This is a genomic window from Streptomyces sp. BF23-19 (genome assembly GCF_041106355.1).
GTDB classification, from domain to species: domain Bacteria; phylum Actinomycetota; class Actinomycetes; order Streptomycetales; family Streptomycetaceae; genus Streptomyces; species Streptomyces virginiae_A.
Map to the genome: position 1 here is coordinate 76,289 of NZ_JBGBPT010000012.1, position 21,824 is coordinate 98,112.

Consider the following 21,824-nt stretch of genomic DNA (forward strand, 5'->3'; position numbering starts at 1 on the left):
ACCGCACCCTTCGTCCCCCGCCGGGGACCTGTTGGTCACCGCACGGTCAGGGTCAGGATCCTGTCGTCGCCCGCTTCCGGTGACCCGCGACCATCCGTCTCGCTCGTGACCAGCAGCATGCGGTCCCCGCCCAGGGGCACCACCGTCCGCAGCCGGCCGTACTCGCCCTCGAGGAAGGCCTCGGGCTCCGCCACCGGCTCCGTCCCGGCCAGCGGGATGCGCCACAGCCGCTTGCCCTTCAGCCCGGCCATCCATATCGAACCCTCCGCCCACGCGATCCCGCTCGGCGAGGCCTCGTCGGTCTTCCACACGGCCACCGGATCCTTGAAGCCGGGCTTTCCCGCCTTACCCTCGGCCTCGGGCCAGCCGTAGTTGGCACCGGGCTCGATCAGATTCAGCTCGTCCCAGGTGTTCTGGCCGAACTCGGCCGCCCACAGCCGTTTGTCCTTGTCCCAGGCGAGGCCCTGCACATTGCGGTGCCCGTAGGAGTAGACGACGGAATCCGCCTCCGGATTGCCGTGCACCGGATCCCCGTCCGGGGTCATCCGCAGGATCTTGCCGCCCAGCGACGCCTTGTCCTGCGCGAGCCCGGTGTCACCGGTCTCACCCGTCCCCGCGTAGAGCATCTTGTCCGGGCCGAAGGCGATCCGGCCGCCGTTGTGGATGAGGCCCTTGGGAATCCCCCGGAACACCGTGTCCGGAGCGCCCAGTTGCTGCCCGGCAGGTCTCTGCTCGTCGTACCGCAGCCGGGCGATGCGGTTGTCGGACTCGGTCGTGAAGTACACGTACACCAGACGGTCCGACGCGAAGGTGGGCGACAGCGCGAGGCCCAGGAGCCCGCCCTCCCCGCCCGGAGCCACCCCCGGCACCTCGCCGATCCGGGTCACCGCCCCCGAGCCCGCCGCGACCCTGCTGATCGTCCCCTTGTCCCGCGAGGCCACCAGCAGGTCCCCGCCCGGCAGCGGGGCCACGCCCCACGGCGACTCCAGCCCCTTGGCCACCTCGCCGGTCACCGTCACGGCCCCCTTCGCCGGCGGCCCGGTGGCCTCCGGCGACGCCGACGGTCTCCCCGACGGCCCCGGTGACCCGGCGCCCGCCGAGGCCGTGCCCGGTGGGGAGCCGCCCGGCCCCGAGTCCGGTACGCCCTCCGGCGAACACCCCACCGCCAGCAGAGCGCCGCAGCCGGCCAACGCGAGCGCCGCCAGCACACCCCGGCGCCGCCCGCCCACGCCTTCGGATCCCGCCTGCCCGGGAGAACTTCCGTATCGCATCGCCCTGCTCCCTTCCGGTCCTCCGATCGTGCCCTTCATCCGTCTCAACAGCTCCGGCAGTTCACGAAGTTCCACCACTCGTACACTCGATCGAGTGGTTGTCGCGCCGACCCCGCGCCGACCCCGGATCAGTCCCAGGCTCCCACCTCGACCGGAAGGGACGCGATCTCGGTCAGGTCACCGGCCGAGAGCCGGACCTCCGCCGCCCGCGCGTTCTCCGCCGCCCACGGCGCCCGGTCGGCCCCCGGCACCGGCACCACCTGCGGCCCCTGCGCCAGCACCCAGGCCAGCGCCACCTGCGCGACCGTGACCTCCGGGCCGTGCCGCCGTGCCACCTGCCGCAGCCCCGCCAGCAGCACCTGGTTCGACGCCATCGCCTCGGCCGTGAACCGCGGATGCCGGGCCCGCACGTCCTGCGGCTCGAACCCCTCACCCGGCGTGAGGGTCCCCGTGAGGAATCCGCTGCCCAGCGGCATCGCCGCCAGGAACCCGACCCCACGGGCCGCGCACCACGGCAGCAGCTGCCACGCCGCCTGCGGCGACCACACCGACAGCTCCGCCTGCACCGCGCTCACCGGGAACACCTGCTGCAGCCGCTCCAGGTGCCGCAGGGTCGTCCGGTACCCCCGGTCCCCGCTCCGCCCGGCTCCCGGCCCGGCCCCGGCGCCCAGCGCGCAGAACCCGAGCGCCCGCACCTTGCCCGCGCCCACCAGCTCGGCCATGGCCCCCCAGGTCTCCTCCACGGGCACGTCCGGATCCACCCGGTGCAGCTGGTAGAGGTCTATGACATCGGTCCGCAGCCGCCGCAGGGAGGCATCGCAGGCCCGCCGCAGATAGCCGGGCCGCCCGTCGGCGACCACGTGCTGGTCACCCGCCCGCAGTCCCACCTTGGCCGAGACGAACGCCTCGGACCGCCGCTCGCGCAACACCCGACCGAGCAGCAGCTCATTGGTGAACGGCCCGTACACGTCGGCCGTGTCCAGCAGGTTCGACCCCAGGTCCAGCGCCGTGTGCACGGCGGCCAGCGATTCCTGCCCCCGCCGCCGCGAAGGCGCGTACGCCCAGCTCATCGGCATACAGCCGAGGCCGATGGCGCCCACCGTCAGCGCCCCCGCCCCGATCGACCTGCGCTCCACCCCTGCGTCCCCCTCCGGTTCCGGCCATCAAACTAACGGCTTGATCCGGATGCCTTGGCATAGCCTCGTGATCATGACTGCAATGACCCCGGATGTCTGGCTCCCGTTCCCCGCCGAGGAGATCGAGGGCCTCCCCGACTCCTTCCGGTACCGCCTCTGGGACGGCGAGGACGCCTTCCCGGCCGATCCCGCCGACTGCGTCTTCTACGTGACGCCCTACATGAAGTCCCCCGAGGTCACCGTGCGCCCGCTGGCGGCGATGCCCGCGGTCCAGGTCGTCCAGACACTGACCGCCGGGATCGACCACGTGCTGGGCGGCCTCGGAGACCTGCGTCCCGGCGTGCGGCTGTGCAACGCGGTCGGGGTCCACACGGCCAGCACCGCCGAACTCGCCCTCGCGTTGGTCCTCGCCTCCCTGCGCGGCATCCCCGGCATGGTCCGCGGTCAGGACCGCGAGGAATGGCGCTCCGGCTTCTACGACGCCCTCGCGGACAAGTCGGTTCTGATCATCGGCTACGGATCGATCGGCTCCGCCATCGAGGACCGGCTCGTGGCCTTCGAATGCGGCCCGGTCGCACGGGTGGCGCGTACGGCACGGGCCGGCGCACGCGGGCCCGTGCACGCCCTCGCCGACCTCCCCGCGCTCCTGCCCGGCGCCGACGTGGTGATCCTCGTGACCCCGCTGACCGACGCGACCCGGGGCCTGGTCGGCGCCGACTTCCTCGGACGGATGAAGGACGGCGCCCTGTTGGTGAACGTGGCGCGCGGCCCCGTCGTCGACACCAAGTCCCTGTTGGCGGAGGTGGAGTCGGGCCGGCTGCGCGCGGCACTCGACGTCACCGACCCGGAACCGCTGCCCGCGGGTCACCCGCTCTGGCATGCTCCGAATGTCCTGATCACACCTCATGTCGGCGGCAGCAGCTCGGCGTTCGAGCCGAGGGCCAAGCGCCTGCTGGCCCGCCAGCTCACCCGGTTCGCCGCCGGAGAGCCGGTGGAGCACACGGTGTTGGTCACCGAGTGACGCGTGATGCGCACGCTCCGCAGTCACTCGAATGCGCTGCGTGGGCACAACTCCCCGATCAGTAACGGAGAGTAGAGAGACTATGTCCCTGAGTGACGAAAGTGGTGTATCGTCCGGAAGAAGGGGCTGCGCCACGAACGTCTGGCGCTGGGGAGTGATCGGACACTTTGGGGGGCGACGGGCGATGCACGGCCAATGGACGAAGGATCCGATGCGGTACAGCCGCCGGAGGCGACGCGGCCGAAACTGGGCTGCACCGGAACCAGGCAGCGAGGGGGACCGGTGAGTACCCCGGGGGCGGCGCTCCTGAACCGGCCGTCCGTCTCGGGCGGAGGCAAGGGCCTGGCGATGCAGCTGCTCCTCGCGGTGGTCAGCGGCGGGTACGCCGTCGGCGCCGCCCTCAACTGGGGCTCGGAGGAAGTCGCCGAGATCATGGGCGACTTCGGACTCAGCGCGGCCGGCTTACTCGCCGCGGTCTCCTGCTACTCCTACGCCAGGGCGATCGACAGCCGCGAACGCCCCGCCTGGCTGCTCTTCGCCTTCTCCTCCCTCATGGGCGCCGGTGGGAACGCGGTCTGGGGCTGGTACGAGGTGATCCTGGGGGAGGAAGTGCCGAAACCCTCGCTCGCCGACTTCGCCTTCCTCTGCTTCGCCCCGCCCGCCATCGTGGGCCTGCTCGTCCTCGCCAAACGCCCGGTCACCCGCGCCGGCTGGGTGTGCCTCGGACTCGACTCCTGGCTCATCGGCGGCTCCCTGCTCACCCTCTCCTGGAGCCTGGCCCTGGCCCACGCGGCACGGACCGCCCAGTCGGGGGCCCCCGGCAGCGTCCCGCGCGCCGCGCTCTCCCTCGCCTACCCGCTCCTGGACATCGCGCTCGTCTCGATGGTCCTGGTCCTGCACTTCCGGCGCAGCGAGACCAACCGGTCCGCAGTCAACACCGCCATCGCGGCGCTGGCCCTGACCGTGCTCAGCGACGCCCTGTTCACCTCGCCCCTGCTGAGCGCCGAGTACCAGTCCGGACAACTGCTCGACGCCGGCTGGTTCGCCGGATCGCTGCTCCTCGCGTACGCGCCCTGGGGCGCCCGGCGCCTCCATCCGAGCCCGGAGCCGGCCGGACACCCGCGGATGGACCGGGCGCACAGCCGCCCGATCACCGGCTCGCTCCCCGCCCTCACCCCGTACCTCGCGGCCGCCGTGTGCACCCTCGGGATCCTGTACAACGTCGTGGACGGCCGGAAGGTGGACCGGATGGTCGTCTTCACCGGCTGCACGGTCGTGCTCGCCCTCGTCATCCGGCAGGGCATCATGCTCCTCGACAACATCGCGCTGACCCAAGAACTGGCCCAGAAGGAGAACCACTTCCGCTCCCTGGTCCAGGGCTCCAGCGACGTCATCATGATCGCCGCGCCCACCGGGACCCTGCGCTACGTCAGCCCCGCCGCCGCCGGGGTCTACGGCCGTGAGGCGGAGGAGCTGGTCGGCACCGAGCTCGCCACCCTGATCCATCCCGACGACCTCGGCCGGGTGGTCCACGAGGTGCGCCGCTTCCTCGCCGCACCGCCGACCGAGGAGCCCACCACCCGCATCGAGTGCCGCTTCAAATCGGGCGGCGGCGAATGGCTCAACGTGGAGTCCACCGTCAACCGGCACCAGGGCGGGCTCATCCTCAACAGCCGGGACGTCACCGAACGGGTCCGGCTCCAGGCCCAGCTCCAGCACAGCGCCGAACACGACGCGCTGACCGACCTGCCCAACCGGGCCCTGTTCACCCGGCGCGTGCGCCAGGCCCTGACCGGCCGGCGCGCGGGCGACCACAGCACCGCCGTGCTCTTCATCGACCTCGACGGCTTCAAGGCGGTCAACGACACCATCGGCCACCAGGCCGGTGACGAACTGCTCGTCGAGGCCGCGCGCAGGCTCCAGGACTCGGTCCGGGCCGGGGACACCGCGGCCCGCCTCGGCGGCGACGAGTTCGCCGCGCTGATCCTGGGCGACGGCAGCCGCGACCCCGGCGCCCGCGAGTACCAGGTGCGTGAGATCGCCGACCGGCTGCGCACCACCCTCTCCCAGCCGTACCGGATCGGCGGCAGCGAGGTCCGCGTCGCCGCGAGCATCGGGGCGGCCTTCGCCGACCCCGGCATCACCCCTTCGGACCTGATGCGCAACGCGGATCTCGCGATGTACCGGGCCAAGGCCGGTGGCAAGGACCGCGTCGAGATGTACGCCCCCCAGATGCAGGCCGAGGTCGTACGCAAGGCCGAGCTGGCCGGCAGGCTGCGGACGGCGCTGCACGAGGGCGAGTTCGCCCTGCTGCACCAGCCCGTGGTCTCACTGGCCACCGGCGAGGTGTCGGCCGTGGCCGCACAGGCCCGCTGGCGCTCCGCCCAGGGGATCCTCTTCACCCCGGCGGAGTTCCTCCGGGTCGCCGAGTACAGCGAGGGCGGTGCCGCCGGCGCCGGCGGGACCGGCGCCGCCGGCCATGACGCCTCCCGCACCGCCGAGCTGGGGCGCTGGCTGCTGGAGGAGGCCGTGGAGCAGGCCGCCGACCGGCACCGGGCCGGGCACGACGTACCCGTGGCCGTGCGGATGACCGCCCAGCGGCTCCTGGACCGATCCATGCCGCTCGGCTCCGTGGAGGCCCTGCTGACCCGGCACGGGCTGCCCTCCGGGGCCCTGGTGCTGGAGCTCGCCGTATCCGACCCCAGAGTGCCCTTCGACGACCTGGAGCGCCGCCTGGCGGCCCTGCACCGGCTCGGGGTGGGTATCTCCCTGGACGGATTCGGCAGCGGCTACGCGGCCATCAGCGCCCTGCGCCGCCTCCCCGTGGACATGCTCAAGCTGGACCGGGGCCTGGTGGAGGGCGTGGTCGAGTCCGCCCGGCTGCACAAGATCACCGCCGGACTCTTGCGGATCGCAAACGACCTGGGCATGCGGTCGGTGGCGGACGGGGTGGACCTGCCCGAGCAGGTCCTGGCACTGCGCGCGATGGGGTGCACGCACGGCCAGGGAATGGCATTTTCCGGCCCGCTCGACGAGTACAGGCTGCGGCGTGCGCTGGTGCGCGGTACGTTCCCAGTACCGGGCGGAGCGGCCCAACCAGCACTGGCCGGCGGTTCCCCCGGGGGCTCCATGGCCATCCGTAGAGGCTCACATAATGAGACGCCCGTCCCACCTACTTGACATCACCCTCCCGCCAGAGGGAGGGTCAATGCCATGCGCACCCGAATTCTCGTACTTGGAAAGCGCGTCGGCTGAAGCTGGGACCTGCATGTCCCCGCTCAACACCCCCGACGCGCTCCCCTCGCTTGCCTCCTGGCACGAGGGGTTTTTTGTTGCACTGGCACAGAGTCGAATCCGCGTAAAACCCTCAGCTTCGAGAAGAGAATGCCGATGACCGAGCAGGCCACCGGGGCCCACCATCCGCAGCCGCGGCCCCGTTCCGGCGGACAGCAGTCCGCCGCAGTTGAGCACGTCACGGGTGCGCAGTCCCTCATCCGCTCTCTCGAAGAGGTGGGGTGCGACACCGTCTTCGGCATTCCGGGCGGCGCCATCCTTCCCGCGTACGACCCGATGATGGACTCCAAGAAGGTCCGTCACATCCTGGTCCGCCACGAGCAGGGGGCCGGCCACGCCGCCACCGGCTACGCCCAGGCCACCGGCAAGGTCGGTGTCTGTATGGCCACGTCCGGCCCGGGCGCCACCAACCTCGTCACCCCGATCGCCGACGCGCACATGGACTCCGTCCCGCTCGTCGCGATCACCGGCCAGGTCTCCTCCAAGGCGATCGGCACCGACGCCTTCCAGGAGGCGGACATCGTCGGCATCACGATGCCGATCACCAAGCACAACTTCCTGGTCACCAAGGCCGAGGACATCCCGCGGACGATCGCCGAGGCGTTCCACATCGCGGCCACCGGCCGTCCCGGCCCGGTCCTGGTCGACATCGCCAAGGACGCCCTGCAGGCGAAGACCACCTTCTCGTGGCCGCCCACCCAGGACCTCCCCGGTTACCGGCCGGTCACCAAGCCCCACGCGAAGCAGATCCGCGAGGCCGCCAAGCTCATCTGCCAGGCCAAGCGCCCGGTCCTGTACGTCGGCGGCGGCGTCATGAAGTCCGGCGCGACCGCCGAACTGAAGGTCCTCGCCGAGCTGACCGGCGTCCCGGTCTGCACCACCCTGATGGCGCTGGGCTCCTTCCCCGACAGCCACCCGCTGCACGTCGGCATGCCCGGCATGCACGGCTCCGTCACCGGCGTCACCGCGCTGCAGAAGTCGGACCTGCTGATCGCGCTCGGCACCCGCTTCGACGACCGCGTCACCGGCAAGCTGGACAGCTTCGCCCCCTTCGCCAAGATCATCCACGCGGACATCGACCCGGCCGAGATCGGCAAGAACCGCGCGGTCGACGTCCCGATCGTCGGAGACGCCCGCGAGGTCATCGCCGACCTGATCCAGGCCGTCCAGGCCGAGCACACCGAGGGCAACGCCGGCGACTACACCGCCTGGTGGAACGACCTCAGCCGCTGGCGCGACACCTACCCGCTGGGCTACGACCTGCCCGCCGACGGCAGCCTCTCCCCGCAGCAGGTCATCGAGCGGATCGGCGCGCTCGCCCCGAAGAGCACGATCTTCGCGGCCGGCGTCGGCCAGCATCAGATGTGGGCCTCCCACTTCGTCAAGTACGAGGAGCCCCGCACCTGGCTGAACTCCGGCGGCGCCGGAACCATGGGCTACGCGGTCCCGGCCGCGATGGGCGCCAAGGTCGGCATGCCCGAGCGCACGGTCTGGGCGATCGACGGTGACGGCTGCTTCCAGATGACCAATCAGGAACTGGTCACCTGCGCCCTGAACAACATCCCGATCAAGGTCGCGATCATCAACAACGGCGCGCTGGGCATGGTCCGCCAGTGGCAGACCCTGTTCTACAACCAGCGGTACTCCAACACCGTCCTGCACGCCGACGAGACCGGTCACGACACGGTCGGCTCGCAGCTCGGCGAGTCCATCGCGCCCCGCAAGGGCACGCGCGTCCCGGACTTCGTCAAGCTGTCGGAGGCCATGGGCTGCGTGGCGCTGCGCTGCGAGGACCCGGCCGACCTGGACAAGGTCATCGCCGAGGCCAACGCGATCAACGACCGTACCGTCGTGATCGACTTCATCGTCCACGAGGACGCCATGGTGTGGCCGATGGTCGCCGCCGGCACCTCCAACGACGAGGTCATGGCAGCCCGGGGCGTCCGTCCCGACTTCGGCGACAACGAAGACGACTGAGCCGAGAGAGCCGAGAGAGAGAACGCCCCAACATGTCCAAGCACACGCTCTCCGTCCTGGTCGAGAACACGCCCGGCATCCTCGCCCGGATCGCCGCCCTGTTCTCCCGCCGCGGGTTCAACATCGATTCCCTCGCGGTCGGTGTCACCGAACACCCCGACATCTCCCGCATCACCATCGTCGTCAACGTCGAGGACCTCCCGCTGGAGCAGGTGACCAAGCAGCTGAACAAGCTGGTCAACGTGCTCAAGATCGTCGAGCTGGAGTCCCACAACGCCATCGAGCGCGAGCTCGTCCTGGTGAAGGTCCGCGCCGACAACGAGACCCGCTCGCAGATCGTCGAGATCGTCCAGCTGTTCCGCGCCAAGACGGTCGACGTCTCCCCGGAGGCCGTCACCATCGAGGCCACCGGCGGCTCCGACAAGCTCGGCGCGATGCTCAAGATGCTGGAGCCCTTCGGCATCAAGGAGCTCGTCCAGTCCGGCACGATCGCCATAGGGCGTGGCGGCCGGTCCATCACGGACCGCAGTCTGCGCGCGCTCGACCGCAGCGCCTGACACAGGGCCTGACGCAGGGCCTGACCGCCTGGCCCGGCACAGCGGACACGTGAGCCCGGCCAGACACGCTCAGCTCGCATAGCGAGACCGAGAAACTCAGATTCCGTTCCCCGCCGTACGGTGGGAGCAACACCAGCGCACCAAGGAGATATCCCAGTGGCCGAGCTGTTCTACGAGAACGACGCCGACCTGTCCATCATCCAGGGCCGCAAGGTCGCGGTCATCGGTTACGGCAGCCAGGGCCACGCCCACGCGCTGTCGCTCCGTGACTCCGGCGTCGACGTCGTCGTCGGTCTGAAGGAGGGCTCGAAGTCCAAGGCCAAGGCCGAGGAGCAGGGTCTGAAGGTCGTCCCCGTGGCCGAGGCCGCCGCCTGGGCGAACGTCATCATGATCCTCACCCCGGACCCGCTGCAGGCCGAGATCTACGAGGAGTCCATCAAGGAGCACCTCGAGGAGGGCGACGCGCTCTTCTTCGGCCACGGCTTCAACATCCGCTACGGCTTCATCAAGCCCCCGGCCAACGTGGACGTCGCGCTCGTCGCCCCGAAGGGCCCGGGTCACCTGGTCCGCCGTCAGTACGAGGAGGGCCGCGGCGTTCCCTGCATCGCCGCCGTCGAGCAGGACTTCAGCGGCTCCGCCTTCGCCCTCGCGCTCTCGTACGCGGCCGGCATCGGTGGCACCCGCGCCGGCGTCATCAAGACCACCTTCACCGAGGAGACCGAGACCGACCTGTTCGGTGAGCAGGCCGTCCTCTGCGGTGGTGCCTCCGCGCTGGTCAAGGCCGGTTTCGAGACCCTGACCGAGGCCGGCTACCAGCCGGAGATCGCGTACTTCGAGTGCCTGCACGAGCTGAAGCTCATCGTGGACCTCATGTACGAGGGTGGCCTGGAGAAGATGCGCTGGTCGGTCTCCGAGACCGCCGAGTGGGGCGACTACATCACCGGCCCGCGCGTCATCACCGACGCCACCAAGGCCGAGATGAAGAAGGTCCTCGCGGAGATCCAGAGCGGCGAGTTCGCCAACACCTGGATGGCCGAGTACAAGGCCGGTCTGCCGAAGTACAACGAGTACAAGAAGGCCGACGAGGAGCACCTGCTGGAGACCACCGGCAAGAAGCTGCGCAAGCTGATGAGCTGGGTCGACAACGACGAGAGCTGATCTCGTGACGGCGGGCCGGGACACGCGCGGTCCCGGCCCCGCCGCGCATCACCGGACGGGTATCGCACGCCGGGAATCCGGCCCTGACGGGCACGGCTTGTCCACCCCGGCCAACCACGGACGGGTGATCCTTCCGTACAGGCGGAAATCCGGCCCGCCGGCGCCACTACACTGCTCAACACATACGCGTCAGGCCCACAGTGTCGTGCGTCTTCCACGCGGCTACCCCCTCCACCGCCTGCGGCCGTCGGGACGGCCGTCCGCACTGGACTTGTGAGGACCCACGTGAGCTCGAAACCTGTCGTACTCATCGCCGAAGAGCTGTCGCCCGCCACCGTCGAGGCGCTGGGCCCGGACTTCGAGATCCGGCACTGCAACGGCGCGGACCGCGCCGAGCTGCTGCCCGCGATCGTCGACGTCGACGCGATCCTCGTCCGCTCCGCCACCAAGGTCGACGCCGAGGCGATCGCCGCGGCCAAGAAGCTGCGGGTCGTCGCGCGCGCCGGTGTCGGTCTGGACAACGTGGACGTCTCGTCGGCCACCAAGGCCGGCGTGATGGTCGTCAACGCGCCGACCTCGAACATCGTGACCGCGGCCGAGCTGGCCTGCGGCCTGCTCGTCGCCACCGCCCGCAACATTCCGCAGGCCAACACCGCCCTGAAGAACGGCGAGTGGAAGCGGAACAAGTACACGGGTGTCGAGCTCAGCGAGAAGACCCTCGGCGTCGTCGGCCTCGGCCGCATCGGCGTCCTGGTCGCGCAGCGCATGTCGGCCTTCGGCATGAAGATCGTCGCGTTCGACCCCTACGTGCAGCCCGCGCGCGCCGCCCAGATGGGCGTCAAGATGCTGACGCTGGACGAGCTCCTGGAGGTCGCCGACTTCATCACCGTGCACCTGCCCAAGACCCCGGAGACCCTCGGTCTCATCGGGGACGAGGCCCTGCACAAGGTGAAGCCGTCGGTCCGCATCGTCAACGCCGCTCGCGGCGGGATCGTCGACGAGGCCGCGCTGTACACGGCCATCAAGGAGGGCCGCGTCGCCGGCGCCGGCCTCGACGTGTACGCGAAGGAGCCCTGCACGGACTCCCCGCTCTTCGAACTCGACCAGGTCGTCTGCACCCCGCACCTCGGCGCGTCCACGGACGAGGCCCAGGAGAAGGCCGGTGTCTCGGTCGCCAGGTCGGTGCGCCTCGCGCTCGCCGGTGAGCTCGTACCGGACGCCGTCAACGTCCAGGGCGGCGTCATCGCCGAGGACGTCCGTCCGGGCCTGCCGCTCGCCGAGAAGCTCGGCCGCATCTTCACCGCCCTCGCGGGCGAGGTCGCGGTCCGCCTCGACGTGGAGGTCTGCGGCGAGATCACCCAGCACGACGTCAAGGTGCTGGAACTCTCCGCCCTCAAGGGTGTCTTCGAGGATGTCGTCGACGAGACGGTCTCCTACGTCAACGCCCCGCTGTTCGCGCAGGAGCGCGGCGTCGAGGTGCGGCTGACCACCAGCTCGGAGTCCCCGGACCACCGCAACGTGGTCACCGTGCGCGGCACCCTGTCGGACGGTCAGGAGGTCTCGGTCTCCGGCACGCTCGCGGGCCCGAAGCACCTTCAGAAGATCGTCGGCGTCGGCGAGTACGACGTGGACCTGTCGCTCGCCGACCACATGGTGGTCCTGCGCTACACCGACCGCCCCGGCGTGGTCGGCACCGTCGGCCGCGTGCTCGGCGAGGGCGGTCTGAACATCGCGGGCATGCAGGTCGCCCGTGCCGAGGCACACGGTGAGGCGCTCGCCGTCCTCACCGTCGACGCCGCGGTTCCGGCGAACGTCCTCGCGGACATCGCCGCCGAGATCGGCGCCGTCTCGGCGCGCACGGTCAGCCTCGCCTGAGCCCGCAAGTGCGATGACGTGAAGGAAGGGCCCGGGGGAGACCCCGGGCCCTTCCGCGTTCCGTCGGCCGCGTCCAGCGGTGGGCGGTTCAGGTGTACGACGCCTCGTGCAGGCGGTCTCCGGCACGGGCTGCGGGCTCCGCCGCGGGCGGGGCGGGCGCTTCGATCCCCCGCATCAGAGCCGCGGCGAGCACGGCCGCCCCGAGCAGCAGCGCCGTACCGCCCCAGGCCGCGTACTGCATTCCGTGGACGAAGGCCTCCCGGGCCAGGGCCAGTACCTGCTCGCCGGCCGGCCCGCCGATGTGGTGGGCGGTGGCGACGGCCCCGCCCAGGGTCTCCCGCACCGCGGGCTCGGAGCCGGCCAGGTCGTGGCGGTAGACCGCGGTACCCAGGCTTCCGAGGACCGCCATGCCCAGGGCGCCGCCGAACTGCGTCCCGGTCTCCAGCAGCGAGGCGGCGGAACCGGCCTTCTCGGCGGGGGCCGAGGCCAGCGCCATGTCGGACACCAGGGACAGCACGGTGACGATGCCCGAGGCCAGCACCCCGGCGCCGGTGAGGATCAGCCAGAGGGAGTCGGTGTCCACCAGGCTGATCAGGACGAACCCGGTGGCGGCGAGGACGAACCCGCCGGCGATCACGTGGGCCCGGTCCACCTTCTGGGCGAGGGCGGCGGAGACCGGGGCCGCGGCGCCGATGACGACCGAGGGGGCCAGGCTCCACAGGGCGGCTTCCAGGGTGCCCATGCCGAGCACCGACTGCAGGTACTGGGTGGTGAAGTAGGCCGAGCCCATCATGGCGAAGGCGGCGAGGGTGTTGAGGCCGATACCGGCCCCGAAACCGCGGCCCGCGAACAGCGCCCGGCTCACCATGGCGTACTCACGGGAGCGCTGGCGGCGGACGAAGGCGTACCCGAAGGCCAGGCCGACGGCGAGGCAGCCCGCGTAGAGGGGTTCGAAGCCCTCGGCGGCGATCTCCTTCAGGCCGTAGACGACCGGCAGCACGGCGGCCATGGACAGCGGGACGCTCAGCAGGTCGAAGCGGCCGGGGGCCGGGTCCTTGAACTCCGGCACCAGGACCGGGACCAGGAGCAGCAGGAGCAGCATCGCGGGCACGTTGATGAGGAAGACGGAGCCCCAGTAGAAGTGGTTCAGCATCACCCCGCTGAGCACCGAGCCGAGGGCGATGCCGCCGGTCATGGCCCCGGACCAGATGGCGATGGCCTGCCCGCGCTGCTTGTCGTCCTGGAAGAGGTTCCGTACGAGGGCCAGCGTGGAGGGCATCAAGGTGGCGCCGCCGATGCCGAGCAGCACGCGGGCCGCGATGAGCATCTCGGCGCTGGTGGCGCAGGCGGCGCCGATCGAGGCGAGGCCGAAGGCGGTCGCGCCGATCAGCAGCAGCTTGCGGCGGCCGATCCGGTCGCCCAGCGAGCCCATCGTGATCAGCAGGCCGGCGAGGGCGAACGCGTAGCTGTCGAAGATCCAGAGCTGCTGGGTGGAGCTCGGGTCGAGCTGGTCGGTGATGGCCGGGATGGCGAAGTAGAGGACGGAGACGTCCATCGAGACCAGGAGCAGGGGCAGCAGGAGGACGGTGAAGGCGGTCCATTCGCGGCGGCCGGCACGGCGCGCTGTGGCAGCGGGGATGGCAGCTGGGGTTGTCATGAGCAGGAATATACATACGTCTTAAACGGTTGTCTATGACGACTGTCTAGAACTGTCGTCTAGGACGCTTGTCTTGCTACCGTGTGGCCATGGGACATCGCGAAGATCTGCTGGAAGGCGCCAAGAAGTGCCTGGTCGAGAAGGGGTTCGTGCGCACGACCGCGCGCGACATCGTCAGCGCCTCGGGAACCAACCTGGCCTCCATCGGCTACCACTACGGCTCGAAGGACGCCCTGCTCGCCCAGGCCTTCATCGGCCTGATGGAGGAGTGGGGCGCGGTCTTCCAGGACGGACTCGACGGCGACGGCGGATCGCTGGAGCGGTTCCGCGCCCTGTGGGAAGGGGTGCTGGCGCAGCACGAGAAGTCGGGCCCGGTCTGGGCGGCCAGTCTGGAGGTGGCGCTCGGCCGGGACCAGCGGCCGGAGTTGAGGTCCATGCTCGCGGCCTCGCAGGCCGAGGGGCGCCGGGGGCTGATCTCCATGCTCACCGGGACCCCGGAGGACCAGCTCGACGAGCGGGACGTACGCACACTGGGCGGCTTCTACCAGGCGCTGCTGAACGGCCTGATGATCCAGTGGCTCTTCGACCCGGAGTCGGCCGCGACCGCGGAGGAGTTCACGGAGGGCATGCGGCGCGCGGCGGAGGCGATGATCCGGCCCTGATCCGGACGTGGCTCGGCCCGATCGAACAGGACGTCCCCTGAAGGGTGTTGCCGGACGGGGCTGGCGTCCTACGTCAGGCGCGCGGCCTTGAGGGCCATGTGGAGCAGGAGGCGGTCCTCGCCCTCGTCCAGGTCGAGGCCGGTCAACTGCTCCACCCGGGCCAGGCGGTAGTAGAGGGTCTGGCGATGGATGCCCAATGCGGCGGCCGCACGTCCCGCTTGGCCCGCGCAGTCCAGGAAGACCTCCGCGGTACGGGCGAGTTCGCGGTGGGCCGGGGCCAACAAGGTGCGCGCCGCGGGGTCGTCCACCGGGTCGGCGGCGAGCGTCGCCAGCATCCGGTACGGGCCGATCGCCGACCACTGGGCGACCGGGCCGAACCGGGGTTGCGCCGCCGCCGCCCGGGCGGCCGCGACGGCCTGCTCCCAGGCGGCGGGCAGGTCCGCGAGACCCCGCACGGGGTCGGCGACGCCGGCGGTCACCCCCCGAGCCGTGGCCGTGGCCGTGGTGACGGCGGTGGCTCCGGCGCTCCCGCCCGTGGCCTTTGCGGCCGCGCCCTTCCCGCCCGTTCCCGTCGCCTCCGCCGCGCGCGGCAGCAGCCGGGCCGCCGCCGCCAGGGCCGGAGCCAGCGCGTCCGTCGAGCGCAGCCGGAGCAGTACCGCCAGAGCCGGTTCGCCCGCGGCTTCCGGCCCGGGCCCCACTCGCGTGCCCGCGCCCGGACCGGTGGCGCCGCCCGGCTCGCCCCCGCCCCGCCGCGGTACGACGCACACCGCCGCCGCGCCCGGTACCGACGCCGGAGCCTCCCCGGGCCACGGCGTCACGCAGACCGCCGCGTGCAGTCCGTCCCCGCCCGGGCCGAGGGCCGCCCGCAGCGCGGCCACCGCCATGTCCTGCTGCCAGCCCCGGCCGGCCGTGAGCACCGCCAGGAACTCCCGCGACAGGTCGGCCCCGGCCTTCGCCTCCTCGGCGAGCAGCACCCCGATGCGCTGGGCCACCTCCATGGCCGCGTCCAACGCCGCAGGCCCCGGCCCGGGCTTGCCGGGCTCCTGGTCGAGCAGCCATACGTAGCCCTGCACGATGCCCCGGTAGCGCACCGGCAGGCAGATCCGCCCGCGGAACACCCCGGCGTCGGGTGCCGCCGGGATCCGGACGGGCCCGGTGGCGCGGGCGATGCCGAAGGCCTCGAACCAGGACCGGACGTCCGCCGTGGACTGCCGGGTCAGGATCGAGCGGGTCCGGACCGGGTCCATCGCGAGATCGTCGTCGCTGTCGTGGGCGCCGAAGGCGATCAGGCGGAAGTCCCGGTTCTCCAGGGTCGCCGGGGCGCCGAGCAGCGCGGAGATCTCGTCCACCAGGTCCTGGTAATCGCCCTTCACGCGGACATTCTCCCACCCCGGCGCGGACCCTTCAGACAGATGTATGAGATCCGGGACACGGATGCGTGACAGCTGTCGATGGCAGAGGATCAAAGCGATCCTTAGGTTTCACGGTGGTTTTACTTGCGCTTTTCTTCTGCCACCCGCTGGAGGTGCCCCGTGCTGGGTCCCGTGATCCTCGCCGCTTCGCGCAGCGACAAGATGCGTCGTATCGTCTCCGCCGCCCCGGTGACCAAGCCCGTGGTGAATCGGTTCATCCCCGGCGAGACCGTCGATCAGGTCATCCCGATCGTCGAGGAGCTCACGCGCAACGGCCTCGAGGTCACCCTCGACGTCGTCGGCGAGGACATCACCGAGGTGGCGCAGTCCCACGCCGCCCGGGACGCCTACCTCCAGCTCATCGAGCGCCTCGCGGAGCTCGGCCTCGGCGAGAAGGCCGAGATGTCCGTCAAGCTGTCGATGTTCGGCCAGGCCCTGGAGGGTGGCCACGAGCTGGCGCTCGCCAACGTCCGCCCGGTCGTCGAGGCCGCCGCCGCCATCGGCACCACCGTGACGCTGGACGCCGAGGACCACACCACCCTCGACTCGATGTTCGCCATCCACGAGGAGTTGCGCCGGGACTTCCCGCAGACCGGCTGCGTGATCCAGGCGTACCTCTTCCGCACGGAGGCCGACGCCCGCCGCCTGGCCGCCGCCGGCAGCCGCGTCCGCATCGTGAAGGGCGCCTACAAGGAGCCCGCCGAGGTCGCGTACCTGGACAAGGCGGAGATCGACAAGGCGTACGTCCGGATCCTGAAGATCCTCATGGACGGCGAGGGCTACCCGATGATCGGGTCCCACGACCCCCGCCTCATCGCCATCGGCCAGGAGCTCGCCCGCAAGGCCGGGCGCAAGCTGGACGAGTACGAGTTCCAGATGCTGTACGGCATCCGCAGCGAGGAGCACCTGCGGCTGGCCGCCGAGGGCCACCGGATGCGTGTCTACACCGCGTACGGCACGGACTGGTACGGCTACTTCATGCGCCGCCTCGCGGAGAAGCCGGCCAACCTGCTCTTCTTCGTCCGCTCGATGATCACCAAGAACTAGGCACCCCACTAGCTCAAGGAGTTACCAGCCCCATGGATGCTGTGACCCAGGTCCCCGCGCCGGTCAACGAGCCGGTCCACTCGTACGCCCCCGGTACCCCGGAGCGCACGCGGCTCGAAGCGCAGCTCAAGCAGCTGTCCGAGAACCCGATCGAACTTCCGATGACGATCAACGGCGTCAAGCGGATGGGCGGCGGTGAGCGCTTCGACGTGGTCCAGCCGCACGACCACAAGTCGGTGCTCGGCACCTACGCCAACGCCACCGAGGCCGACGCGCAGGAGGCCATCGACGCCGCCCTCGCCGCCGCCCCGGCCTGGCGCTCGATGTCCTTCGACGACCGCGCCGCGATCATCCTGCGCGCCGCCGAGCTGCTGTCCGGCCCGTGGCGCGAGAAGCTCGCCGCCTCGACCATGCTGGGCCAGTCGAAGACCGCGCAGCAGGCCGAGATCGACACCCCGTGCGAGCTCGTCGACTTCTGGCGCTTCAACGTCCACTTCGCCCGCCAGATCCTGGCCGAGCAGCCGGTCGCGAACTCCGCCGGCGTGTGGAACCGCAGCGACCACCGCCCGCTCGAGGGCTTCGTCTACGCGATCACGCCGTTCAACTTCACGGCCATCGCCGGCAACCTGCCGACCGCCCCCGCCCTCATGGGCAACGTGGTCCTGTGGAAGCCGTCCCCGACGCAGACCCACTCCGCGATCCTCCTCATGGAGCTCCTGGAGGAGGCCGGCCTGCCCAAGGGCGTCATCAACCTGGTGACCGGCGACGGCATCGCCGTGTCGGAGGTGGCCCTGAACCACCCCGAGCTGGCGGGCATCCACTTCACCGGCTCGACCAAGACCTTCCAGTACCTGTGGAAGACGGTCGGCAACAACATCGAGAAGTACAAGTCCTACCCGCGCCTGGTGGGCGAGACCGGTGGCAAGGACTTCGTCGTCGCGCACCCGTCCGCGGACCGCGCCGTCCTGAAGACCGCCCTGACCCGCGGTTCCTTCGAGTTCCAGGGCCAGAAGTGCTCGGCGTCCTCGCGCGCCTACGTCCCGGCCTCGATCTGGAACGACGGCTTCAAGGAGGCCTTCGCGGCCGAGGTCGACGGCATCACCATGGGTGACGTCCGCGACCTGACCAACTTCATCGGCGCCGTCATCGACGAGCGTTCCTTCGCGAAGAACAAGGCCGCGATCGACCGTGCGATCGCCGACCCGACCTGCGAGATCATCGCCGGTGGCAGGTACGACGACGCGGAGGGCTACTTCGTCCGCCCGACCGTCATCGCGTGCACCGACCCGGAGAACGAGGTCTTCACGACCGAGTATTTCGGCCCGATCCTCGCCGTGCACGTCTACGAGGACGCGAACTTCGACGCGATGCTGGCCCAGATGGAGTCCGTCTCGGCGTACGCCCTGACCGGCTCGATCATCGCCGCCGACCGCTACGCGGCCGCGGACGCGATGGAGAAGCTCCGCTTCGCGGCGGGCAACTTCTACATCAACGACAAGTCCACCGGCGCCGTCGTCGGCCAGCAGCCCTTCGGCGGTGGCCGCGCCTCGGGTACGAACGACAAGGCGGGCGCCGCGTCGAACCTGATGCGCTGGACCTCCACCCGCTCGATCAAGGAGACGCTGGTCGCGCCGACCGACTACGCGTACCCCCACATGGGCTGATCCCGGCCCCGCTGAACCCCCGCCCCCGCTCCGGCACCCCCAAGTCCGGAGCGGGGGCGGTATCCATTTCCCCGCCGGACAACTGCTGCTAGCCTGGCTGTAGTTGTCGTGTACGGCGACCAGCTCCGCTACCCGGGCCCGGTGACCCGGGGGAGCCAAGGGCTCTACCGAGTTCCCGTACGGGGTGGGACAGACCGCTGGGAGATACGCAACCTCTATGCGCCCGTACCGGGACCGGCGCCCGGGGAGACGTATGTCCAGGCGTACAGACAACCACCACCGTGCCGCGACCATCTGCCGCGCGGCCACCGGACTTCCGCATCGCACGTGCCTCGGCTGGGCCGAAGCGGGGCTGATCGGCCACCGCCGACCGGTCCCGGACGCCGAGGACGAAGGGCAGCGCCTCCTCGAGTCCCTTCTGGTGGCCGAGCTGGCCGACGGGCTCCGGGAGGGCGACCTTCGTGACGGGGCGCTCTTCGGCTTCACATTCGCCCGGCCCGCCCGGGCCGCCCTGGCGCTGGAGCTGCACCCGGCCATGGCCGACCCGGTCCTCGCCCTTGTGCTGCCGCGCATCGACCAGCACTTCGGCGGACTCCGCGGAGTGCCGGGCCTACGCATCGTTCCGACGGGGCGTAGCTGGGCACTGATCCACCTGCCGGGCCGCGCTGCCGTCCATCTGCTGCACCCCGACCCGGATTGGCGTCCGGTGCTGCCGGAGCACGGCGACGGGCTGACGCAGCTGTGGCGGCGCAACCGCCACCGCCTGCACCCCGCCGAAGCGGCGGAGCTCGCAGGGCGCGCCGACTCAGGGGGCGACCCCGGATCGGTCAAGGCGCAGGACTGGTTGAACAGCAGGCTGCTGAGGCGCCCGGGGCTGCTGCGCGTCGCCGGTGCCGCCCACGGATCGGCGAACGTCTACACCCACGGCGGCGGGGACGTGGTCGTCGAGTGGTGCTGCGGCGTGGAACGGGACGAACTCGAACGGCAATTGCGGCGCAGCGGTCTGGCGGAGCCGCCGGACCGGATCGCCGAGCGGCTGCGGGACCAGCCCTGGTTCCCCGGTGAGATCGCGATGGGCGGAGCCTTCATCACCCTGCGGCGCGGGCCCTGCTACGCGCCGCACCCCACGGCGCGGAGGGCCCACTGATGCTGACCGCGGTGATGGTGACGGCGGCCGTGCTCGGGGTCGCCAAGGTGGTGCGGGACTGGCTGATCCTGCGGCAGGTGCGGGCCGCCATGGACGCCGGCACCCCGGAGGACCGGGTGCGGATCGGGATGCGGCTCGCCGAGGCCCTCGGCGGCGGTCCGGCCGCCGAGGCTCCGGGGCAGGTCCCGGAGCAGCCCGGCGGCGAGGTGGTCAGACCTCGACCATGACCTGGTCCAGGGACTTGCGCAGGAGGTCCGGGACCTCGCAGTCGTCCGCCGGGTAGCCCACCGGGACGACCGCGAAGGCCTTCTCGTTCTCCGGGCGGTCCAGGACGTGGCTGAGGAAGCGCATGGGGCTGGGGGTGTGGATCAGCGCCGCCAGACCGGACAGGTGGAGGGCGGACAGGAGCATGCCGACCGCGATGCCGACCGACTCGTCGACGTAGTAGTGCTTGCGCTTCGTGCCGTCCGGGCCGAGCCAGTAGCGCTGCTGGAAGACCACGATCAGCGCCGGGGCGTCCGTGAGGTGGGTCTTCACGGCGTCCGTGCCGATGGGACGCAGGGCGGCGAGCCATTCGTCGCCCAGCCTGCCGTCGTAGGACAGCTGCTCCTCCTGCTCGGCGGCGGCCCGGATCTGCTGCCGGACGGCAGGGTCCTTGACCAGGACGAAGGTCCACGGCTGCTGGTGCGCCCCGGAAGGGGCGGTCGCGGCGCAGGCGATGGCGTCCCGGAGCACCTGCTCGGGCACCGGGTCGGGGGAGAAGTGGCGTACGGTCCGCCGCTCCTCCATCCGGGCCCGCAACCCGGCGGCGCGCGCGAGGGATTCCTGGTGCGGCATCCGCTCGGGACGGTAGGCGACCGGGCGGTAGGGATCACCGTGGGTGGGCGTCCACCGCCCGGTCCCAGGGGCTGTCCCGGGGGTGGTCCCGGGTGTGGTCTCAGGCGACATGGAGCAGATCATCACGCCGCCGTGCGACCCGCCGCCAGGGCCGTACACGGATCTCCCGCCCGGTATACGGGGACTCAGGCGATTTCGGATGTGGTGATCACCGGTCGATTCCTCGTGCGGAACGCCTTCCTCCGCCGGCGTGACCCCGGGCCGGCGGGCGCCGCTCCGGCGGCCGCCCGTGGGTGCCGGGTACCGGTGGACCACCCCGCCCCCACCTGCCGTACGCACCTTCGGCGGGCTGGGCGGCGGGGGCGCGGCCGCGGTGGACCACCGGGCCCGCTCCGCCCCGCCGGCCCGGTACGCGCTCGCCCCGGCACGGCCATGTGAGCCACGGACGGCCCGGCCCGGCAGCACTCCGGGTTTCGAACCCCTCGGCTGTTTCCGGCCTTTCCCGGCCGTCCCCGGGCCGCCGGGAACGCGTTGGTACGGTCGCCCGATGGAGAACCTCGTACGGCACACGGCGGAGCTGACCGGCACGGAGCTCCGCGAGATCCGGACCCTGCTCGACGGGGCCTTCGACGGCGACTTCGCCGACGAGGACTTCGAGCACGCCCTCGGCGGGATGCACGTGCTGGTCCGGGACGCGGGCGGTGACCTCGTGGCGCACGGCAGCGTCGTCATGCGGCGGGTCGTGCATCAGGGGCGGGCCCTGCGCGCCGGGTACGTGGAGGCCGTGGCCGTACGGGCCGACGCGCGGCGCCGCGGCCTCGGCGGGCAGGTCATGGCCCGGCTGGAGCAGGTGATCGGCCGGGCGTACGTACTCGGGGCGCTGTCGGCGTCGCAGGACGGTGCGGCGCTGTACCTGGGCCGCGGCTGGCAGGTGTGGGGCGGGCGGATCGGCGCGCTCTCGCCGGACGGGCCCGTCCCGCTCCCGGAGGAGGAGGGGTCCACGTACGTGTGGGCGCCGCCCGGCGGGGTCCGGCTGGACCCGGCCGGGCGGCTCGACTTCGACTGGCGGGACGGGGACGTGCTCTAGGGGATGCCCAGGGCGTGTCCGG

General features: G+C 71.3%; 17 protein-coding genes. 12 read left to right on the top strand and 5 right to left on the bottom strand.

From position 1 onward, the window contains the following. Positions 1-35: 35 nt before the first annotated feature. Positions 36-1,271 carry a sorbosone dehydrogenase family protein gene (locus AB8A24_RS09865; protein WP_369475350.1) on the bottom strand — a complete coding sequence of 412 codons (1,236 nt, stop codon included), beginning with the start codon at positions 1,269-1,271 and terminating at the stop codon, positions 36-38. A 128-nt stretch (positions 1,272-1,399) separates the two neighbouring features. Further along, a complete protein-coding gene (locus tag AB8A24_RS09870; RefSeq protein WP_266379466.1) occupies positions 1,400-2,407 on the bottom strand; it encodes an aldo/keto reductase in 1,008 nt (335 codons plus the stop codon). 73 nt (positions 2,408-2,480) lie between these two features. On the opposite strand from AB8A24_RS09870, the gene AB8A24_RS09875 reads away from it, so the two are divergent. From AB8A24_RS09875 to serA, 6 genes are all read left to right on the top strand, one after another. Further along, positions 2,481-3,428 carry a 2-hydroxyacid dehydrogenase gene (locus AB8A24_RS09875; RefSeq protein WP_328961529.1) on the top strand — a complete coding sequence of 316 codons (948 nt, stop codon included), beginning with the start codon at positions 2,481-2,483 and terminating at the stop codon, positions 3,426-3,428. A gap of 348 nt (positions 3,429-3,776) precedes the next feature. Continuing rightward, positions 3,777-6,608, top strand: a complete 2,832-nt coding sequence (locus AB8A24_RS09880) for a putative bifunctional diguanylate cyclase/phosphodiesterase (protein WP_369475369.1) — start codon at positions 3,777-3,779, stop codon at positions 6,606-6,608. Positions 6,609-6,812: 204 nt separating this feature from the next. After that, the gene (locus AB8A24_RS09885; protein WP_266379460.1) at positions 6,813-8,699 is read left to right on the top strand and encodes an acetolactate synthase large subunit; all 1,887 of its coding nucleotides are present in this window, start codon (positions 6,813-6,815) and stop codon (positions 8,697-8,699) included. Between the two features lie 32 nt (positions 8,700-8,731). Then, on the top strand, positions 8,732-9,256 hold the full coding sequence (gene ilvN / locus AB8A24_RS09890) for an acetolactate synthase small subunit (RefSeq protein WP_030010002.1): 525 nt from the start codon (positions 8,732-8,734) through the stop codon (positions 9,254-9,256). A gap of 156 nt (positions 9,257-9,412) precedes the next feature. Further along, positions 9,413-10,414, top strand: a complete 1,002-nt coding sequence (gene ilvC, locus AB8A24_RS09895; RefSeq protein WP_328961528.1) for a ketol-acid reductoisomerase — start codon at positions 9,413-9,415, stop codon at positions 10,412-10,414. A gap of 285 nt (positions 10,415-10,699) precedes the next feature. Further along, complete coding sequence (gene serA, locus AB8A24_RS09900) at positions 10,700-12,289, top strand: phosphoglycerate dehydrogenase (protein ID WP_328961527.1); 1,590 nt, start codon at positions 10,700-10,702, stop codon at positions 12,287-12,289. A gap of 88 nt (positions 12,290-12,377) precedes the next feature. Here the strand turns inward: serA and AB8A24_RS09905 are convergent, their stop codons facing one another. Next, positions 12,378-13,946: an MFS transporter gene (locus AB8A24_RS09905; RefSeq protein WP_369475351.1), complete on the bottom strand. Its 1,569-nt coding sequence runs from the start codon at positions 13,944-13,946 to the stop codon at positions 12,378-12,380. An 89-nt stretch (positions 13,947-14,035) separates the two neighbouring features. Here AB8A24_RS09905 and AB8A24_RS09910 point away from each other — a divergent pair, with 89 nt between their 5' ends. Further along, positions 14,036-14,608 (top strand): TetR/AcrR family transcriptional regulator, encoded by a 573-nt coding sequence (locus tag AB8A24_RS09910; protein ID WP_328961525.1) that lies wholly within the window; start codon positions 14,036-14,038, stop codon positions 14,606-14,608. A 68-nt stretch (positions 14,609-14,676) separates the two neighbouring features. On the opposite strand, the gene AB8A24_RS09915 is transcribed toward AB8A24_RS09910, so the two are convergent. Beyond that, the gene (locus tag AB8A24_RS09915; RefSeq protein ID WP_369475352.1) at positions 14,677-15,981 is read right to left on the bottom strand and encodes a PucR family transcriptional regulator; all 1,305 of its coding nucleotides are present in this window, start codon (positions 15,979-15,981) and stop codon (positions 14,677-14,679) included. A gap of 159 nt (positions 15,982-16,140) precedes the next feature. Here AB8A24_RS09915 and AB8A24_RS09920 point away from each other — a divergent pair, with 159 nt between their 5' ends. The 4 genes from AB8A24_RS09920 (at position 16,141) to AB8A24_RS09935 (ending at position 20,105) form a co-directional block, all read left to right on the top strand. Next, positions 16,141-17,067 (top strand): proline dehydrogenase family protein, encoded by a 927-nt coding sequence (locus tag AB8A24_RS09920; protein ID WP_202199581.1) that lies wholly within the window; start codon positions 16,141-16,143, stop codon positions 17,065-17,067. Positions 17,068-17,099: 32 nt separating this feature from the next. Beyond that, positions 17,100-18,731, top strand: coding sequence for an L-glutamate gamma-semialdehyde dehydrogenase (gene pruA, locus AB8A24_RS09925; RefSeq protein ID WP_328961522.1), 1,632 nt, complete (start codon positions 17,100-17,102; stop codon positions 18,729-18,731). Between the two features lie 253 nt (positions 18,732-18,984). After that, positions 18,985-19,878 (top strand): hypothetical protein, encoded by an 894-nt coding sequence (locus tag AB8A24_RS09930; protein ID WP_369475353.1) that lies wholly within the window; start codon positions 18,985-18,987, stop codon positions 19,876-19,878. Beyond that, the gene (locus AB8A24_RS09935) at positions 19,878-20,105 is read left to right on the top strand and encodes a hypothetical protein (RefSeq protein WP_030725510.1); all 228 of its coding nucleotides are present in this window, start codon (positions 19,878-19,880) and stop codon (positions 20,103-20,105) included. The genes AB8A24_RS09930 and AB8A24_RS09935 overlap by 1 nt, the downstream gene beginning before the upstream one ends. Here AB8A24_RS09935 and AB8A24_RS09940 read toward each other — a convergent pair. Continuing rightward, positions 20,089-20,826, bottom strand: a complete 738-nt coding sequence (locus AB8A24_RS09940; RefSeq protein WP_328961519.1) for a nitroreductase family protein — start codon at positions 20,824-20,826, stop codon at positions 20,089-20,091. The two genes, AB8A24_RS09935 and AB8A24_RS09940, sit on opposite strands and share 17 nt — an antisense overlap. 436 nt (positions 20,827-21,262) lie before the next feature. Between AB8A24_RS09940 and AB8A24_RS09945 the strand changes: the two genes are divergently transcribed. Next, entirely contained in the window at positions 21,263-21,802 is a 540-nt protein-coding gene (locus AB8A24_RS09945) for a GNAT family N-acetyltransferase (protein WP_328961518.1), read from the top strand. Positions 21,803-21,824: the final 22 nt, after the last annotated feature.

Bases quoted from the DNA above. Each gene is read 5' to 3' on its own strand.
- AB8A24_RS09865 (WP_369475350.1), bottom strand. From the start codon at position 1,271: ATGCGATACGGAAGTTCTCCCGGGCAGGCGGGATCCGAAGGCGTGGGC.
- AB8A24_RS09875 (WP_328961529.1), top strand. From the start codon at position 2,481: ATGACTGCAATGACCCCGGATGTCTGGCTCCCGTTCCCCGCCGAGGAG.
- AB8A24_RS09880 (WP_369475369.1), top strand. From the start codon at position 3,777: ATGCAGCTGCTCCTCGCGGTGGTCAGCGGCGGGTACGCCGTCGGCGCC.
- AB8A24_RS09885 (WP_266379460.1), top strand. From the start codon at position 6,813: ATGCCGATGACCGAGCAGGCCACCGGGGCCCACCATCCGCAGCCGCGG.
- ilvN (WP_030010002.1), top strand. From the start codon at position 8,732: ATGTCCAAGCACACGCTCTCCGTCCTGGTCGAGAACACGCCCGGCATC.
- AB8A24_RS09905 (WP_369475351.1), bottom strand. From the start codon at position 13,946: ATGACAACCCCAGCTGCCATCCCCGCTGCCACAGCGCGCCGTGCCGGC.
- AB8A24_RS09910 (WP_328961525.1), top strand. From the start codon at position 14,036: ATGGGACATCGCGAAGATCTGCTGGAAGGCGCCAAGAAGTGCCTGGTC.
- pruA (WP_328961522.1), top strand. From the start codon at position 17,100: ATGGATGCTGTGACCCAGGTCCCCGCGCCGGTCAACGAGCCGGTCCAC.
- AB8A24_RS09930 (WP_369475353.1), top strand. From the start codon at position 18,985: ATGTCCAGGCGTACAGACAACCACCACCGTGCCGCGACCATCTGCCGC.
- AB8A24_RS09935 (WP_030725510.1), top strand. From the start codon at position 19,878: ATGCTGACCGCGGTGATGGTGACGGCGGCCGTGCTCGGGGTCGCCAAG.
- AB8A24_RS09940 (WP_328961519.1), bottom strand. From the start codon at position 20,826: ATGTCGCCTGAGACCACACCCGGGACCACCCCCGGGACAGCCCCTGGG.
- AB8A24_RS09945 (WP_328961518.1), top strand. From the start codon at position 21,263: ATGGAGAACCTCGTACGGCACACGGCGGAGCTGACCGGCACGGAGCTC.